Below are 17,607 nucleotides of genomic sequence, written 5' to 3' on the forward strand. Positions count from 1 at the left end.
GGTGGATACTATCGTCCGGAGTATTGGGGCCACAGGCACCAGGGATACCATGGCCACCATGGAGACGACGACTAACGCGGAATTTGACGCTTTCGTTGCAACCGAAACTCTAGCCATTCAGCCTCGCCATCCGATAGAACGGCATCGGCCTGCGCGTAGCGCCAAGCCAAAATCGACATTTGCCGCGCTGTCAGGTAAGGATGGCGCGACAGATGACGTTTCCGAGGCGGTCGACTAGCCCCGGCTGTGCGCGCAAAGCCAAGCCGAGAGCGTGGCCTGTATTGAGGATGTCTACAATTTCCGCGTGCTCCGCGCATCTAGCGTTCGCAATGAGCGGCTCGCCGATGGTGGCCGGAACGACAGTGTCCTTAGTAGCGCGGACGACCGTTAAGCGGCCAGGAAATGTCGCCATCTGTTCGAAGACAACCGGGCGCCGCCAGCTTTGCGGTGAGCGGAGTATCTTGGTGAAGGCTGGCGCGAAGGAAACCTCGAAAAGAGTAGTGATGTTCCAAGTCGGGACCCGTCACTTCCGAGTTCGTACTCGCGAGGGTGCTTCAGGGACATTCTCCGCGCGCTTCGCGCCCTTGCGCTCCTTCGTTATGAGGTTCGCGGCTTCCTCGACAGGCGCTTTGGCCTTGGCCGCTGGAGGCTTGGCTTTTCTGCCACCCTTAGCCAAGCTTGCTCGCAGCGCTTCCATCAGGTCAATAACTTGGCCGCTGGCCGACACCTCGACTTGTTCGGGCGACACAATCTGTTTGCCTGCAATCTTCGCGTCGATGGCCTGAAGGATGCGCTTCTTCTCTTCGTCCTCGTATTGCGTTGGCTCGTAGCTATCCTCTGCAGCCTGGTCGATAATTTGCAGCGCAAGATTCAACTCGGCGTCGGAAACCTCGACCTGTTCGATGTGCAGGTCTTTCATTGACCGGACTTCATCGGCGAACAGCAACTGCTGGAACACCAAGCCGTCCTCTGCCGGGCGAATCTGCACCCTATGCGTCTTCCCTTTTGACGCCCACTTTGCCAGCGCGCAGCGGCCGCTCTTCAGCATGGCGTCCTTCAGCAAGTTATAGGGCTTGCCGCCCCGCTTGTCGGGCGCGACGAAGTACGCCTTGTCATAGAACAGTGGGTCGACTGTCTTCTCCGGAATGAACGCCACGATTTCGACGACATGGCTTGCGCTTTCCTCCAACGCCTTTAGCTCTTCCGGCGAGAATAGGACATAGCGGTCCTTATCAAACTCATAGCCCTTCTGCAGGTCAGCACGCTCAACCACCTGACCGGTCTTCTCCGAAATGTACTGTTGCTTGGCACGGGAGCCGTCCTTGCACATGTAGTTGAACTTGACGGCGCTCTCACTCTCCGTGGCGGTGTATAGCTTGACCGGTATGGAAACCAAGCCGAAGGAAAGGGACAACGATGCGATGGAACGGGCCGGCATACTATCCTCCACGCCTCGACACTGTTGCACTGAGCAACTGAGGCAAGCGCACGCGCGCTAAGGTCAGCTTAGCCGCTTAAGTGCTGTCGTCAATGACTGCCGCGTCGACCAATAGCCACTCCATGGGTCCTCGGTTTGGAAGCTAAGGTACTCGCGCGCTGTCACGACAGTCCATTGCGCGCCACTTTTCAGCGACATAAGCTGCTCCCACGTCACTGGCATGGACACCCCCAAGCCAGGGCGGGCCCGGGCAGAGAAGGCTGCCACGGTCGTCTGGCCCATCCCGTTGCGCAGGTAATCGACGAAAACTTTCCCCTTACGATTGGCGGGCCCGGACGTAGCAGAAAACCTTTGGGGGATGGTTATGGCAATGTGTTGTACAAATGCCCGGGAGAATCCCTTCACGGTATCGTAGTCAAGCCTTGGCGACAGCGGCACCACTACGTGCAAGCCTTTCCCGCCGCTGGTTTTCAGCCAGGCTTTGAGCCCAAGTTCAGTCAGTAGCGTGTGGACAAGGAGTGCCGCTTCCTGCATGTGCGGCCACTTCAGGTCTTCGCCAGGGTCCAGGTCGAAGATGACCCTGTCAGGCTTGTTGAGACGCTTGGCCATAGAGTTCCAGGTGTGGAACTCCACAACATTCATCTGAGCAGCAGATACAAGCGCGTCCAGGTTGTCGACGGTGAGCAGAGCAGCGTGGCCCGGCCACAAGGCGGGGTCGTGTTCTTTGAGCCCCGGCATCTTGCTCTCAGGGTGTTTTTGAAAAAACAGTTCTTCGGTGATGCCATTGGGCGCGCGCAGCATCGATAGTGGGCGGTCCTTTAGGTGGGGCAGCATCCAGTCGGCTACGCTTTCGTAGTAGCGAACCAAGTCGAGCTTGGTGAGCCCCGTCGACGGGTCGATGACCCGTTCAGGGTGGGTCACCTTCACCAAGCTGGGTGCCGGCGCTGAAGCTGCGGTCTTGGCCGCTTCCCGGGTGATTTGGCTTGCCGGTTTGTCAGTACGCAAACCTTTGAACGAGGCTTGTCGCACGTGACCGTCAGGCGTCCACTCGGCGAAGGCAACCTCTGCCACCAGCAGCGGCTGGACCCAATGCTCGCTGCCCGCAGTGCGCTTTGACCAGCGCCCGGGCTTAACGGCTTTGGCGTCAAACGGCGCAGAAGGAACTTCAATTGCGGTCAAGCGGGTCCACAGGTCTCGGCCGGTCTTGGCATCCCAACCTGTGCCGACTTTGCCGGCATAGCGGAGCTTGCCATCCTCGTGGTAACCCACCAGTAGGCTACCGACTTCCTGGGGCGCTCCGCTTCGGTCTGTGAAACCGCAGATGACGAATTCTTGGCAGAGTGTGCATTTCGCCTTGAGCCACGTTTGCGTTCGTGTCGACACATACGGTGCGTCTTGCCGCTTGAACATCAAGCCCTCTAGCCCCAATTCGCATGCGGCCTTGAAAACCTGCGCCGGCGGCGCGTCGAAACGCTGGCTGGTTCGAATCCGCTCGGTGGGCTCGCCGATGAGCTGCTCCAGGAGCGCTTTCCGGGAGGTCAGGGGCACCTTTCGGAGGTCTTGGCCGTCCCAATATGGAATATCGAAAAGGAAGTAGACGATGTTTTCATTGCGAGCCCCGTCCATAGCGTTCTGCAAAGCATTGAAGTCAGGGAGTCCGTCCTTGATGACCACGAGCTCTCCATCGAGCCAAGCGCTTGTGATGCCCAATTTTTCTACTTCGGCAGCGAGACTCTTCAGTTTATTGGTCCAGTCATGGCCGCCTCTCGTGAACAAGCGGACTCGTCCCTTGTCGATGCGCGCCATCATGCGATAGCCGTCGAACTTCGTCTCGACTATCCAGTCATCGCCTTTCGGCAGCGAGGTTGCTAAGGTGGCTAGCTGTGGCCCTAGCTTCGCGGGCAGGTCGGCTTTGGCAGCAAGCGACAAGTCGATTGTTGATACCGCGGTGGGCGGATTCGCGAAAGACGTTTTCGGCTCGCGCTGCTCGACCAGTCCTAGCGGTCTGTCGATGACGCTGTCAGGCAGCGCCTTGACGACGTCATACTCGGCGAGCGGCTTTGCCCACTCATCGCGCTTCTTGAATAGCATCCACGAGTCTTGCTTGTCTTCAGGCTTGGAGATGCGCACCAGCTCCCACAGGCCGGCGAGCTTTTCCCCGTGGAGCTGGAAGATGAGTTTTCCGTCTTTCATTCCCACGTGTGGGTCGCCTGTCGGCTCCCAGGTTCCACGGTCCCACACGAGAACCACGCCTGCGCCATACTGTTTTGGCGGAATGGTGCCCTCAAAGTTTGCATAGTCGAGGGGATGGTCTTCGACGTGGATGGCCATCCGTTTTTGCTGCGGGTCGAAGCTTGGACCCTTGGGAACAGCCCAACTCAGTAAGACTCCATCGAGCTCAAGGCGAAAGTCATAGTGGAGACGGCCTGCCCAGTGCTTTTGGATGACGAAAGAGAGGCCTTTGACCGGCGTCGAGTGGCCGGAAACCTGAGAAGCAGGCTCGGGCGTGACATTGAAGTCACGCTTCTGCTCATACTGGGAGAGCGGAGGGCGGATACGGTCAGCGGCCATGGCCCAGTCTACGGCGAGTCCGAGCGGGCCGCCAACCCAGGCAAAGAATGTAATCAGTGCGATACCGACCCACCACCGCCAGAACGACGACCTTGTCGGCCATCCTCGGCATCGGCGCTACGGAGTTGAACTAGCCCTTCATCCGGCGGTCCGCACCGGCGCAGGCGGAATTGTTCGACGTGCTCAGGTCGCGACAATAGATATTGCAGCACAACGGAAGCCACGTGCACCGCCACGAGTATCGACCGGTAGACGGGCGAATTAAAGGCGTCTGCGACTTTCTGCACTGATTGATTGGTGCAGGAAGTCGAAAGGCCGTTGTTGTGAGTTGCAATTTTGGAAATAATGTAGGATGCTGGAGTTACTATAGAAACGGAGAAAGACAATGGCGACATACAAACAACTGCTGGCGGAAAAAGAAAAGATTGAGGCTCAGCTCATCGAAGTACGTGCAACAGAGGTCGCTGGTGTTATCGAGCAGATTCAAGCCCTGATGGCGCAGTATGAGTTGACTGCCGATGACATCGCTCCAAAGCGTCGCCGTGGCCGTCCCGCGGCAGGCGCGGCAGCTAAGGCTCCGGCAAAATCCAAATCATCCTTGCCGCCTAAGTATCAAGACCCCAAGACGGGTGCAACTTGGACTGGCCGTGGCCGTGCGCCGGCTTGGCTCGGTAAGAATCGCGTCAAATTTCTGATTCCAGAAGCGTGAGCCCCACGCGGCAGTACGAACTGCTGCCGAATGCCTTACGCCGTATTGACTGAGAGGTCTGGAGGCAAGAGAGCTCTTCGCTGGGACGAAGGGCTTTTTGCTTATACGACTTAGCCGTGCTGACTGGCGTCTCCGACATTTCGCGGCTTCCTGACCTTGGGCCGGCGTCGTTAGGCTTTGCAGCACCGCCTTTGTGAGCAACGGCATGTCCACTTTGGCCCGTAATGGGCCGGCAAAGAGAGAAGAAGGCGAGCCCACCAAGACGTATTCAGAACCTCTTGTGCTCACGCGGATGTCGTGCCTCATGTCAAGCCTGCAAAGCTCTACTACGTCAAGCCGTTTCATAGTCAAGCTCCAGTTCATCCGCGGCACGTCGCCCGACGATGTGAAGCGCTTCAATCTTGGTGCATGCGACTACGTGCTTTGTCATGGGAGAACCTGCGCGGACGCCACACACTCACACTGCTGTGAGGCGAAGCATGAGGCGTGCGTTGACTTCAATTCGGCCACAGCCCGTGCATACATCCAGTCCACCTCGTCTGAGGACCGTACAGTAAGAGCAAGACTTTTTAGTAGTCCGTCATGAAGCCCATAAAAGAGGCCATGCACGGCGACTGTCTGACCCCGTGCCCACGCGTCTTGTAGCACCGTCGTCAAGCAGAGGTTCCTGGCCTGTTCAAGAACGTTAAGCCGGCACGTGGCGTCGAATCTAACCTCTGGTGCTAGCGTCTGGAGCCACAAAGAGTGCTTCTCGACAACATCCCGAATGTGTCTCACCCAGTTGTCGGCAAGGCCAATGCGCATCCCATCGAGAGCGGCGCGTACACCGCCGCAGCCAGAATGCCCAACGACCGTGACATCCTGGACCTTGAGCATGTCGACCGCGTACTGCAATACTGAGAGACAGTTCAAATCCGAATGTGCGACGACATTCGCGATATTCCGATGCACGAACAGCTCTCCTGGCAGCAGGCCAACGAGCTCATTCGCGGGAACACGGCTGTCAGCGCAGCCAATCCAGAGCCACTGGGGCGCTTGCTGCCGCATGAGCGAATGAAAGAAGCCTGGGCGTCTATCTTCGACCTCGGCTGCCCATTGGCGATTGTTCTCTAGGAGGCTGTCCAGGTCCAGCTTCAGCCTTCCCTTGGCTGCGTGGTTCATCACTAAACCTTTCCAGTGTGGCATCGTCGCTGGGTAGCGGGGCGATACCGGAGATTGGTCACGGCTTTACTGTCGTCTAAACGTTGCGACCTGTAAATTCCGAAGGATGGAAGCCATTCATACGCTAGACGTATGGAACCGATAGCGGTCGCTGGCAATGAATCGTTACTTTGGGCAAAGACAGGGCGTTTGACGCGGTCGCCGAGAAGGGGGGATGTTGTGCATCAGGACTGATGCACGCGAGGGACCGCCGCGCGACGTGCGCACACACTGGGCGATGACGAGCCTGCGCAACTCATGCGCGCCATTTCCTTGCGAGACGCGGAAAGTTGGAGCGTCAGCTGGTGCAACTGCTGGCTGTCGCAAAGGCCATGAACATGGAACAGCTGGCGGAGCGAACAGCTGGCGTCCCACCCGACACCGCCCCTCGGACTTCTGTGTTTCAGAAATCCCATCGCTCACGCCATCCAAAGGATTCTTCCCACACCTTTTGAGTGTCCGGAAAAGCTCGTCCGGAAGTTTCCGTGACTTTGCTTTGTATGTACATTCCGAATTGCGTATTGAATGCATACGTAATTCGGATGTACTGGAGGCATCCACAAGCAGGACCCCAAGGTGGTGCCTGTGACGAGCATTGCACCTGTTGGCCCTTGAAGGAACGACGCCACATACTCGCTGAGCGCCGTATCCCCCCACCACGTGCCCGGTGGAAGAATGCATCAATCGAGTTTGATGCCGGCGTCCAGAACTACTTTCTTCCACTTTCCTGCCTGGGTGCGCATCAGACTTTCTAATGCTTCCTGGCTGCCTCCTGCAGGCTCAAGGTCCATTTCAACAAGACGACGCTTAATCTCGGGGTCGGCCAGAATCTCGTTGATAGCCTTGTTCAGCTTGGCTGTGACTTCCTTGGGCGTTCCTGCTGGTGCGACCAGCGCCTGCCAAAAAATCATTTCGAAACCTGGCAAGCCGTTCTCAGACACGGTCGGGAGTTCCGGATATGCTGCTGCCCGCTTTGATGTCGTAATGGCTAGCGCTTTGAGCTTGCCGCCCTTCACAAGCGGCATCGCTTCAGGCGCCAGCGCCATCATGATTTGCACCTGCCCCGCCATCAGGTCCTGTAGCGCCGGGGCACCTCCCTTGTACGGAACATGAACAATGTTCGTGTTAGTCGCCTTTTTGTACAGTTCCATGCCGAGATGGCTCGGCGTGCCATTCCCAGCCGATGCGTAACCGTCGGAAGAGGGGCGACTCTTCAGGTAGCGAGCTAGGTCAGACATTGAGCTGACGGGCACGCTGGGATTGACCACCACCACGCTTGGAATCGAGGTGACCTGGATGATTGGCGCGAAATCCTTTGCCGGGTCGTAGCTCAGTTTGCTGTACAGGCTTGGATTGACAGATAAGCCAGTCATCGTCGCGAAAAGCAACGTGTACCCATCCGGTACCGACTTTGCCACCGCGCCTGCGGCGATAGCTTCGCTAGCGCCAGGACGATTGTCGACCACAACTGCCTGGCCGAGTTTGGTCGCAAGCTTCTGGCCAATCAGGCGGGCCACGCCGTCTGTAGAGCCCCCAGGCGGATAGGGAACCAGTACGCGGATTGGTTTGTTGGGATAGTCGGCGGCACTGGCGAAGGCCGGTGCGATGAGAAGCGATATTGCGGCAACTAGGGCAGTGGTAAGGCGCTTCATGGCGTCGTCTTTTCAGGGGAGTGTAAGCTAAGGGTGCGAGGTAAAGGCGGACTACGCGCTGTGGAGTTCGAGAACGGCATCGCCGTACCCAACTGTCTTGCCATCATCCACAAGCTGGTTCCCAGTCCTCCCGTCTGCCGGGGCGATGATGGCACTCAAGACCGAGTCAATTGTCAGGTAGCCCACATGGTCTCCCTGCCTGACTGCATCGGAAAATGCATCAGCAGCGAGCGGATGCACCCGACTGAATGCGCCAGTTGCGCTCGAAAGAATATCCTTGTGCTTCGTAAGCGAGGGCTTGATGAGCACATTCGTCTTCACGGGCTCCTCAACTGGATGCGCAGCTTGTCCGGCCGCCTCGGCGAAGCGCAGAGTCAAGGTTTGAGTGCCATCGCTATACGACAACTCGGAAGCCCCGGCTCGCTCCAGACCGGCGACCAGCGAGGCAATCTCTTCAGTCTTCATGGCTGCCTTCCTTTGAAGCTGCGTCCCAATGCGATATCAGCCTCTCGAGATAGTGGATGTCGGCGCCCCCGTTGCCAAAGGTTGGCTCGTCCATCAATTTGCGGTGCAATGGGGCGGTTGTTTGAATCCCGTCAACGTGCATCTCGTCAAGGGCGGCCCTCATCCGCGCGATGGCTTCTTCACGAGTGGCTCCATGCACCAGGAGTTTCGCAATGAGCGAGTCGTAATGCGGCGGCACGACATACCCAGGGTAAACATGTGACTCAACGCGAACACCTGGCCCGCCCGGGACAATCCAGTCGAGGATTTTTCCTGGGCACGGCGTGAATTTCCACGGATGCTCAGCGTTGATACGGCACTCGATGGCATGACCGGAAAAAGAGACATCGCTCTGCGTGATACCAAGCTTTTCACCCAGCGCAACGCGCAGCTGCTCGGCGACGATGTCAATGCCGGTGACGAGCTCGGTCACTGGATGCTCCACCTGAAGGCGGGTGTTCATCTCAATAAAGAAGAACTCGCCGTTCTCGTATAAGAACTCGAACGTGCCGGCGCCGCGGTATCCAATTTGCAAGCACGCTTGAGTACAGAGCTCTCCAATTCGTGCTATATCGCTTCGGTCGATTCCTGGCGCTGGAGACTCCTCAATCAGCTTCTGGTGCCTTCGCTGGGTAGAGCAGTCGCGCTCTCCTAGCCAGATGGCATTTCCATGTGTGTCAGCAAGAATTTGTATCTCGACATGGCGAGGCGTCTTGAGGTACCGCTCAAGGTACACGGTGGGATTTCCAAATGCGCGGCCAGCCTCCTCGCGCGTCATGGCCACAGCATTCAGGAGCTCAGCCGGGCTATCAACCACGCGCATACCTCTACCGCCACCACCGCCCGCCGCCTTGACAATAAGCGGGTAGCCGACTCGCTCTGCGAGGTCAACAATGCGGTCTGGTTCTTCTGACAGTGGACCATCTGAGCCCGGAACGCAGGGAACACCAGCTTTTGCCATGGCCTGCTTGGCGCTCACCTTGTCACCCATTAGCCGGATGGATTCAGAGGTCGGTCCCACAAAAACAAGCCCGGCGCTCTCGACTGCAGCAGCAAACGAGCCATTCTCGGAGAGGAAGCCATATCCAGGATGCACGGCTCCCGCGCCTGTTGCCTTCGCGGCGAGAAGAATCTCTTGGTGATTCAGGTAGCTCTTCGACGATGGAGCAGGGCCGATGCATATCGCTTTGTCCGCCAATGCGACATGTCGAAGCGTGGCATCCGCCTCGGAGTGAGCCGCTACCGTCTTGAGTCCGAGTTTGCGACAAGCACGCTGAATTCTCAGTGCAATTTCACCACGGTTCGCTATGAGGACAGTATCAAACATGGGCTGCCTCCAGGTCCTCGATGACGAAAAGCGGTGTGTCGGCAGAGACCGCCGCGCCGTCGGCGACGAGAATCTCCGCAATCCGTCCTGCACGGTCGGATTCAATCGGGTTGAGCAGCTTCATTGCTTCCACGATTGCCAAGGTTTGGCCTTCCTCGACGGTGTCACCAACCGACACGAACGAGGGTTGGTTTGGGGCAGGAGAGCGATAGAAGGTGCCAATCATCCCCGCAATTACACTATTTCGAGTGGCCGTCGCGGTGGGGGCCTCGGCGACGGCGGCCTCTTCCGCCAACGCAGGCGCCCGCTCCGTCACAAGTTGTTCGGACGTCTCAGCGGTGGGGCTAGGGCGTGATGAGCGCCTCTTCAGCTTCACCTGTCGCTGCCCGTCGCCATATTCGATTTCGCTGAGCGCCGTTGAGCTTTCAAGGACGTCGAGCAGCGTTTGCACGAACTTCAGGTCCATGTGTTCCTCAGCTGAATGACTTAACCACGATGCCCGCGCCCTCGAGCGTGCTACGGACTTTCGCCGCCATCTGGATGGCACCGGGCGTGTCGCTATGGACGCAGATGGTGTCAATCTGGACGGGGAGAAGCTTCCCGGAAGTAGTTTCAATGGCGCCGGCCCGGACCATCCGCAGCATGCGGGCTGCCGCTTCGTCGCCGTCGTGTAGCACTGCGCCGGGCACGGAGCGATGTACCAGGTTCCCTTCCTCGGTATATGCACGGTCGGCGAAGACCTCGCGCCGCACAGCCAACCCCATCTCGGAAGCCACACGCTCCATAGCAGCGCCAGCGAAAGTCATGCAGGTAAGGCTCGGGTCGACCGCCTTGATTGCACGTGCAATGGCTTTTGCGACGGCTTCGTCAGCCTGCGTCAGGTTTCCGAGTGCACCGTGTGCCTTGACGTAGGTAATGGGGTGGTCAGCATATCGCGACAGCGCTTGCGCCGCGCCAATCTGATACGCAACCAGACGTTCAATTTCGCCGTGCGTGAAAGGAATGACGCGACGACCGAAGCCCCACAGGTCGGGGAAGCCAGGATGGGCACCCACGGCGACGCCACGAGCCTTTGCCAGCGCGAAAGTCTTCGCCATGATTTCCGGGTCGCCCGCGTGCAATCCACAAGCGACATTGGCCGAGGTGACAATCTCGAGGATGGCAGCATCATCGCCCATCCGGTAGGCGCCGAAACCCTCACCCATATCGGAATTGAGGTCTACTTCGATGGCTCTATTTTGTGTGCTCATGATTCTCGGTTCCTTGTTGAGGTTTGGGAGGCGGCTAGCTAGGCGCGCCCAGACATCATTGCCAGGGTGTCCCTGATGCGTAGTTCTTCGTCGCGTCTCGTTTGAAGTGCGGCTACGGCGGTATCAATGTCTGTGAGTTCGAATCGAATTCCGCAACCGATAGGAGCTTGCGATAGCTTCCACAAGTCGGCTTCAATCACAGTGGCAATCTTCGGGTAGCCGCCGCACGTATTGGCTTCTGCAAGCTGGACGATGGCTTGACCCGATGGGGGGACCTGAATGGTCCCCGCGACGATGCCATGAGAGAGCAGTTCGACGTGTTGCGATTGATTCAGCATCGGTCCGTTGAGTCGATATCCAACACGATTTGCGTCTGGTGTCACCTTGAACTCATCTCGCAGGAAGGCCGTCTGCGACTCGGGCGTGAACCGCTCGAATTCAGCTGCAGGGAGTACACGGACGGAGATGCAGTTTGTGCTCAGTTCATCCCAATATTCGAGCAAGCCCTTAGGAACCACGCCGAGCCCGACCTTCCAAGGACGGTCCGAAGCCGATTGCTCAGTGCCCACCTCCAGGCGGTCCCCGCGCATCAAGCCGCGACCCGAAGCACCACCAAAGGCGCCTTTCAGGTCAGTTGACTTCGAGCCCATGATTGGTTTGACGTTCATGCCGCCACCAATAGTCAAATAGGCTCGGGTCCCGCGCCGGGGGCGCTCGATGACGAGGGTCTGCCCCGCCGAAGCTGTTCGACCCCACCATAGCGCGAGGCGCTGTTCATCCAGGCTCGCCTTGGCGTCAGCGCCTGTCACGGCAAAACGTGTATCCTCGTGGAACTTGACGCGAAATGGGAACAGGTTGATTTCGATGCCCGCTTCCCCACGGTCATTTCCTACCAGCGCGTTACCGATTGATAGGGCGAAAGGGTCCATGGCGCCGCTGCGGCTGACGCCGTAACTCATGCATCCGTAGCGTCCCAGGTCCTGCACTACGTTTGGAGCGCCGTTCGAAAGAATCTCTATCACGCCGCAATCTCCTTGATGCCGAACCTGACCGTGTCCCCGGGCGCGAGTAAGCACGGACTGTCCTTGGTTGCGTCAAACATCTCTCGGTCGGCGATGCCGATGAGGTGCCAGCCTGACGGCGCTGTGCATGGCATGACGCCGGCCTGGCTGCCGCCCACAATCACTGAGCCCTTCTGGACCTTCATGCGTGGCGAGCTTCGACGCGGCACTGAAAGCTCTTCAGGAAGTCCCGTCATGTATGCGAATCCGGGCATTGAGCCAACGCACGCAACGGTGTAGACCGCTGAGCTATGCCGAAGGACATACTCGTCTATGGTGAGTGCCGCGCCTTCTGCGAGGTCCTTTAAGTCCTCGCCATACTCGCCGCCGTAGGTGACGGAGATGTCGAAATGCCTGCCGGAGCGGTGCGTTGGCGTTGCGGACTCCCATAGCTGGCGCATCAGCGCTTCCGCTTTACGTGGGTGAAGCTGGAGCGGGTCGAATGTCAGGAGGAGGTTATTGACGCCGAGTACCACCTCATGAGGCGTAGCCTTCCCTAAGCGCTGACGCAGCTTGCTGGCCAGTGAAAGCAGGAGTGACTGGATGTCTTTGTCGAAAGCGCCGGTGGACGCGTCGAGCAGGAGCGCGCCGGAGCCTGCGGCGTGAATGCGGGCAGCGATGGTGTTGTCGGGCTCTGCCAGTTCCAGTGTGAGCGTCATGCTTGAAAGATACCGATTGCGATTCAGGGTCCGGCCGCGCAGTGACGCAGCGGCCGGGACTGGTCAGTGTTCCAGCGGCTTGTGAGCCGTCTCCTTGGCTGCAAGGAGGCTGGCCAAAGTGACCAGCAGGCCGGCTCCGATGTAGAGCGAGAGGGTGGTGGACGACTGATATGTCTTGTAGAGGCTGGCGAAGACGAGGGGCGCAAATCCCCCGCCGATGATGCCGCCCAGCGTCGCTGCCAGCGATGCTCCCGCATACCGGACACGCGTCGGGAACTGTTCCGTCACAAAGGCAGCTTGTGGGCCGTACATCATGGCCTGGAACAACATGCCAACTACGACTGCGATACAGATGTTCGCCGGGTCGAGGGTGTTCATCAGCGGAAAATATGCAAACGCCCAGCCAATCGACAACACGGCGCCCGCCCCATACACAATTCTCCGGCCGAGCTTGTCGCTGAGCGCGCCGAAGAGTGGCACCGAAACTGCATGGAGAGCAGCGCCGAGCATGGTTGCGGTCAGTGCCAGAGAGCGAGGCAGATTGAGCACCGTCGTCACGTAAGTGAGCGTGAAAACCACGAGCAGGCCGTAGACAATGTCGGAGCCGATTCTCACGCCACCCGCAATCAGCAGACGCCGCCCGTAGCTGTGGAGGACTTCCTTCAGCGGCATTTTGGCTTTGCTATGGCCCCGCTCGAGCTGCTCGAACATCGGCGTCTCGTCCACGCCGCGGCGCAGCCACAGACCGAATGCAACGAGGAAAACACTTGAAAGGAAAGGAATCCGCCAACCCCAAGCGTGGAACGCTTCGGTGGGAAGGAAGTAGGTGAAGAAGGTAATGAAGCCCGCACCTAGCAACGTGCCACAGGCAGGGCCAACCTGGGCGAAAGATGCATTGCACCCACGTTGTTCCTGGCTGCCATGCTCCATCGAAAGCAGCACGGCGCCCGCCCATTCGCCGCCAATCGACACGCCCTGGAGGAAACGAAGCGCGACCAGCAGGATGGGACTCCAAGTGCCCCAGACTTCATAGGTGGGCAACATGCCCATGAGGCCGGTCGACGCACCCATCAGCACCAACGTGGCGACCAGGACGAAGCGTCGGCCGAGCTTGTCACCGAGGTGGCCGAAGACAATGCCGCCGAAAGGCCGTGACAGGTATCCGACGGCGTAGGTCGAGAAGGCCAGGATGGTTCCAGACAACGGGTCCACCGACGGAAAGAACACGCTGTTGAAGACGAGTGCCGCCATGAGGTTGTAGACCGTGAAGTCGTACCATTCCAGGGTCGTACCAATTGAACTCGCGGCAGCGAGGCGCCGCATCTTTTGACGCGGGGCCGCAACATGGGCTGACTCGCCTGTTGGCGAAAAAATCGTTGCGTTGTCCATTACTTCAACTCCTCGCGAGACAGCTTCCACGTCAGCTGATAGCGGGCTGCATCGGCTGGCGAACAGGGAAGGGCTTCGATGGCATGGCGCAAAGCAGCTTCGTTCGAAGCGGAGTTGCTGCTTTCGATGATGTAGAGCGGACGCATCTTGCGCGTCGCAAGGTCCTCAAGGGGGAGCGGGCGGCTGAGCTCGTCATTCGGGCTGATGAGGTATGAGCGGACGAAAGCACTGTCTTCCGCAAGGAGGGCCCCCACGTTTTTGCACTTCCCTTCCACGTCAGGAGTGGGGGCATTCAACGGGAGCACTGCGACCCAACCTCCACTGCCTTGACCGACGTCTGCGGAAACGTCGCCAATCCGGCGCGTTGGGAGGAGCATTTTCGGCAGTATTTTCATGGACCAGGGAGTCTGGTTCTTGAATGCATGGGAATATGCCGGTGAAGCAAATACTGAAATCGATTCCGCCCAATACAGGCCCAGATATTTCGGGCGACCAGTTACCGAAATATAACGAGCCGCCGAGATAACCCCTTCCATCCGGACTCGCTCTTCAATATGTTCTCTGTCATACCAGGCGTTAAAATCTATTTCATCATCGGGGCTAATATCCGATGCGACAAAAAGAATGCCAAATTTATTCTCTGCCATTTCCTCACCTCGCTCGTTTTGCTAATTTGAATGCTACTAAGACGGCGTAGTGAGGCACAAACGGGAATTTTTTCGACTACCTAATAGACTTTCTTTCGACCCTTAAGGGTTGATGCACCAGAGCGGTCGAAAAGAGGGCGTTTTTGGTGCATCGAGTGCCTTCTGGAGCTTTTGCGGGCGAGGGTAATCCCTATCTTTATCGAGCCATGGAAGACTTCGATTTATTCGGAGTATTGAGTGGTGGGGTAATCCCTAGGTGTTCAAGGTGCTCCAGGAACTAAGAAATGCTGCGTGCGGATGGGTGAGTCTGCATCAATGTGGGGAGAATGGTGCAGGCATTGAGCGCATAAATCGGTCTGCTTCCTGGCAAGCCAATTCGGCGACAAGTTTGATGGCGTCGGATACGCGGCTTTCCAAATAGCTGACAATCAGGCCCTGAGGCGGGAGCGGCATGTCAGTTTCGATAATCCGCAGCTCACCCCTGACAACCTCCTCGCGTACCGGCGGCAGTGGTATTAACGCGTTTCCAAAACCGCACCGCACCAGTCGAGCAAGCGCAGCTATCGAATTAACACAATGCACCTTTCCCATTGGCACACCGGCGCGCCGATACACGTCCTTGAGCACAAGGTAAGGCTGAGAGCCACGGCTCATTGTGACCACTGGTTGGGTAAGCAGCTCTCGGACGTCTACCTTACGCTCGCCTTTATTGCCAGGCCCAACCCATCCAATCCGCATTGGGAGGCAGGTCGTGCTAACTACACCATCTCCGGCCAGCTGGTCGGTCTGGAGAGCAATATCGACATCCCCGTCGCGAAGACTCTTGTTCAGTCGGTCGGTGGACTCAGAACTCAGCTGAACTTCAATTCCCGGATAGGATGATTGGAGATGCTCGATGAAGCTCACGAGCCAAGTGTGGACCACGGTATCAATTGCACCGATGCGAACGCTGCCGAGCACGTTCTGGTCTGACTGTCCGAGCTGCATGATGTACTTCTGCATCTCGATTACCCGCTCGCCAAGCGGAATCAGCCTCATGCCTACCGGGGTCAGGCGCAAGTCCCCAGCATCTCGGGAGAAAACTCGGGCGCCGATTTCTTCCTCCAGTGATGCAATACGATTGGAAATCGTAGCTTGGGTGATGTGGAGCTTTTCGGCAGCGGCGCGAAAGCTACCCAACTGCACGACAAGGATGAAGCTCTCAAGAAAGCGAGTGTTCATGTGAGTACAAAGCTCGGTTTCATGCCGCTGCAACTACATTCCGGCGCTACGGCAATGTCAGCGGCGCTCAGCACTTGTTACGAACGCATCGATGCGCCGCCACATCTCCACCGGATTAGAGTACATCGGAAAGTGGCCACAATCGCTGATTTCTGCGAGTTCGACGCCGGACTTGGCCAAAAGCGGCAAGTACGTCAGATAACTATTCTGTTCACCGTACATGAACATCCTCGGGAAAGGTAACGACAAGAACTTGCCCATGAGGTCGCCGTGGTCCGACAGGTGCACCATCGACGTGAAGATGCCGGACACCGCCTGCGCGCGGACCTTGTGACGGAGGCTTGCGGCGTAAAGCGGTGAAGAGTACTGAGAGGAGTGCCAGTTTCGGTCGATGAAGTCGTTGAAGAACGCTTGAGGGTCTTCGGTGGGGAAGTCCATAATCTGCCTGCTCAGGAAGCAGTCTTCCGGTGCGACGTTGCCCTCAATGTCAACGAAGCTCAATACTCGGTCCCGCAACTCATTCGCGAGCATCAACGCCGTGAGTCCACCCATGGAATGCCCGACCAAATGAAAGCGGTCGATGCCCGCATGAGCAACCATTGCTTTGGCCGTCTCGACCAGGAAGGGGACAGAGACCTTCCGAAGGTCGCCGCAGGAAGTCTCTCCACAACCCGGAGCGTCGTAGGCCAGGAACGGACGGCCAGCGAGTGCTCGGTTGACGGCGATGTCGGCGTAGTCCTCTTTCGTCGAGCCGAACCCGTGCAAGAACACGATAGGTACAAGCTCGCCCTGACGACTAATGGCAGCGACCTTAAGCGCCACGCCCTCGACCTCAAGCGATACAGTTTCTTTTCGAGTGTCTCTGTTCATTGTCATCATTGGATGTTGTTGTCTTGATTCTCAGAAGGTTCAGTCGACCGTTGCCCCAGACAGCTTTACAGCCTCTGACCACCTTCGAATATCTGAGCCAATCAAAGTACGGAACTGGGTGGGTTTCATCGTCAAGGGCTCCGCACCTTGGCCTTTCAGCTGTGCCACGACCCCGGGAGATGCCAGGACCGATTGGACTGCATTGTTCATCTTCTCTGTGATATCGCTGGGTAGGCCGGCTGGGGCAAGCATTCCGTACCAAGGCTGAGCATCAAAGCCCTTAACACCTGACTCTGCGAGTGTGGGGATATCCGGGAACAAGGGGGAGCGCTCGGCGCTGGTAATGGCGAGTACCTTGATATTGCCTGCCTTCACCTGAGGCATGATGGGAAGTGGGTTCTCGAAGGCCAGTGCAACTTGCCCTCCCACCAGGTCGTTCAGCAGGGGACCGGAACCCTTGTAGGGGATGTGCTGCAACCTAGTCTTGGCTTCCACGTTGAACATCTCACCAATAATGTGCTGCGGCGAACCGGAGCCAGCAGAACCGTACGAAAGCTGGCCGGTCTTGCCCTTGCTGATGATGTCCTGAATCGAGTTAAGGCCGGACTTGGCGTTCACCGCGACAACAAAGCTGGCCTTGGCCAGCGGAGAGACAGGAGTGAAGTCCGTCTCAGGCCTATAGGGCAGCTTGGGATACAGGGCGCCAGCGATAACAATCGGACCGCCGGAGCCGACCAGGAACGTATACCCGTCCGGCTTCGCCTTGGCAACCAGGTTCGTGCCGATGTTGCCACCCGCTCCGGGCTTGTTCTCAACGACAAAGGTTTGGCCGAGCTTGTCGTGAAGCTTTGCGGCAAGGATGCGCGCGAGCACATCCGAGGTGCCACCGGGGGCATAGGGAACGATGAGAGAAATGGGCTTGCTGGGCCAGCGGTCTTCAGCGTGTGCTGCTGAGACAGTGGCGCACACGGAAAGGGCCGCGACCAGAAGTTTTGCGATGTTTGAGAATTGCAGCATAACGGTCTCCTCCAATCGGTGCGACCGTTCGGCCGGCACGATTGTATTGTCGTGTCGCGACGTAGGGGCAGCGATGTTGCTGACCCTACTTC

Annotated in this window: 16 protein-coding genes; 1 reads left to right on the forward strand and 15 read right to left on the reverse strand. The window is 58.0% G+C overall.

Going from position 1 to position 17,607, the window contains the following annotated elements; translation table 11 throughout:
• Positions 1-523 precede the first annotated feature (523 nt).
• Both ku and ligD read right to left on the reverse strand, forming a co-directional pair.
• Positions 524-1,438, reverse strand: coding sequence for a non-homologous end joining protein Ku (ku, locus tag AC1DS6_RS18475; protein WP_477102890.1), 915 nt, complete (start codon positions 1,436-1,438; stop codon positions 524-526).
• Positions 1,439-1,501: 63 nt separating this feature from the next.
• Positions 1,502-4,009, reverse strand: a complete 2,508-nt coding sequence (gene ligD / locus AC1DS6_RS18480; protein WP_477102891.1) for a DNA ligase D — start codon at positions 4,007-4,009, stop codon at positions 1,502-1,504.
• A 385-nt stretch (positions 4,010-4,394) separates the two neighbouring features.
• Here ligD and AC1DS6_RS18485 point away from each other — a divergent pair, with 385 nt between their 5' ends.
• Entirely contained in the window at positions 4,395-4,718 is a 324-nt protein-coding gene (locus tag AC1DS6_RS18485; protein ID WP_441632292.1) for an H-NS histone family protein, read from the forward strand.
• A gap of 426 nt (positions 4,719-5,144) precedes the next feature.
• Here AC1DS6_RS18485 and can read toward each other — a convergent pair whose 3' ends face one another.
• The 13 genes from can to AC1DS6_RS18550 form a co-directional block, all read right to left on the reverse strand.
• Entirely contained in the window at positions 5,145-5,903 is a 759-nt protein-coding gene (can, locus tag AC1DS6_RS18490; protein ID WP_441632294.1) for a carbonate dehydratase, read from the reverse strand.
• A gap of 695 nt (positions 5,904-6,598) precedes the next feature.
• On the reverse strand, positions 6,599-7,570 hold the full coding sequence (locus AC1DS6_RS18495) for a Bug family tripartite tricarboxylate transporter substrate binding protein (protein ID WP_441632296.1): 972 nt from the start codon (positions 7,568-7,570) through the stop codon (positions 6,599-6,601).
• A gap of 51 nt (positions 7,571-7,621) precedes the next feature.
• Entirely contained in the window at positions 7,622-8,035 is a 414-nt protein-coding gene (locus AC1DS6_RS18500) for a hypothetical protein (RefSeq protein WP_441632298.1), read from the reverse strand.
• Positions 8,025-9,401, reverse strand: coding sequence for an acetyl-CoA carboxylase biotin carboxylase subunit (gene accC / locus AC1DS6_RS18505; protein WP_441632300.1), 1,377 nt, complete (start codon positions 9,399-9,401; stop codon positions 8,025-8,027). Before accC ends, AC1DS6_RS18500 begins: the two co-directional genes overlap by 11 nt.
• Positions 9,394-9,867, reverse strand: coding sequence for an acetyl-CoA carboxylase biotin carboxyl carrier protein (gene accB, locus AC1DS6_RS18510; protein WP_441632302.1), 474 nt, complete (start codon positions 9,865-9,867; stop codon positions 9,394-9,396). The genes accC and accB overlap by 8 nt, the downstream gene beginning before the upstream one ends.
• A gap of 7 nt (positions 9,868-9,874) precedes the next feature.
• Positions 9,875-10,651, reverse strand: coding sequence for a LamB/YcsF family protein (locus AC1DS6_RS18515; RefSeq protein ID WP_441632304.1), 777 nt, complete (start codon positions 10,649-10,651; stop codon positions 9,875-9,877).
• A 38-nt stretch (positions 10,652-10,689) separates the two neighbouring features.
• A complete protein-coding gene (locus tag AC1DS6_RS18520; RefSeq protein WP_441632306.1) occupies positions 10,690-11,673 on the reverse strand; it encodes a 5-oxoprolinase subunit C family protein in 984 nt (327 codons plus the stop codon).
• Positions 11,670-12,371 carry a 5-oxoprolinase subunit PxpB gene (pxpB, locus tag AC1DS6_RS18525; protein ID WP_441632308.1) on the reverse strand — a complete coding sequence of 234 codons (702 nt, stop codon included), beginning with the start codon at positions 12,369-12,371 and terminating at the stop codon, positions 11,670-11,672. Before pxpB ends, AC1DS6_RS18520 begins: the two co-directional genes overlap by 4 nt.
• 63 nt (positions 12,372-12,434) lie before the next feature.
• Positions 12,435-13,760, reverse strand: a complete 1,326-nt coding sequence (locus tag AC1DS6_RS18530) for an MFS transporter (RefSeq protein ID WP_441632310.1) — start codon at positions 13,758-13,760, stop codon at positions 12,435-12,437.
• Complete coding sequence (locus AC1DS6_RS18535) at positions 13,760-14,407, reverse strand: hypothetical protein (protein WP_441632311.1); 648 nt, start codon at positions 14,405-14,407, stop codon at positions 13,760-13,762. Before AC1DS6_RS18535 ends, AC1DS6_RS18530 begins: the two co-directional genes overlap by 1 nt.
• Positions 14,408-14,719: 312 nt before the next feature.
• Entirely contained in the window at positions 14,720-15,628 is a 909-nt protein-coding gene (locus AC1DS6_RS18540) for a LysR family transcriptional regulator (RefSeq protein ID WP_441632313.1), read from the reverse strand.
• Between the two features lie 57 nt (positions 15,629-15,685).
• The gene (locus tag AC1DS6_RS18545; RefSeq protein ID WP_441632354.1) at positions 15,686-16,504 is read right to left on the reverse strand and encodes an alpha/beta fold hydrolase; all 819 of its coding nucleotides are present in this window, start codon (positions 16,502-16,504) and stop codon (positions 15,686-15,688) included.
• A 33-nt stretch (positions 16,505-16,537) separates the two neighbouring features.
• Entirely contained in the window at positions 16,538-17,515 is a 978-nt protein-coding gene (locus AC1DS6_RS18550; RefSeq protein WP_477102892.1) for a Bug family tripartite tricarboxylate transporter substrate binding protein, read from the reverse strand.
• Between the last annotated feature and the right edge of the window lie 92 nt (positions 17,516-17,607).

This window comes from Cupriavidus sp. 05L310, assembly GCF_056398185.1.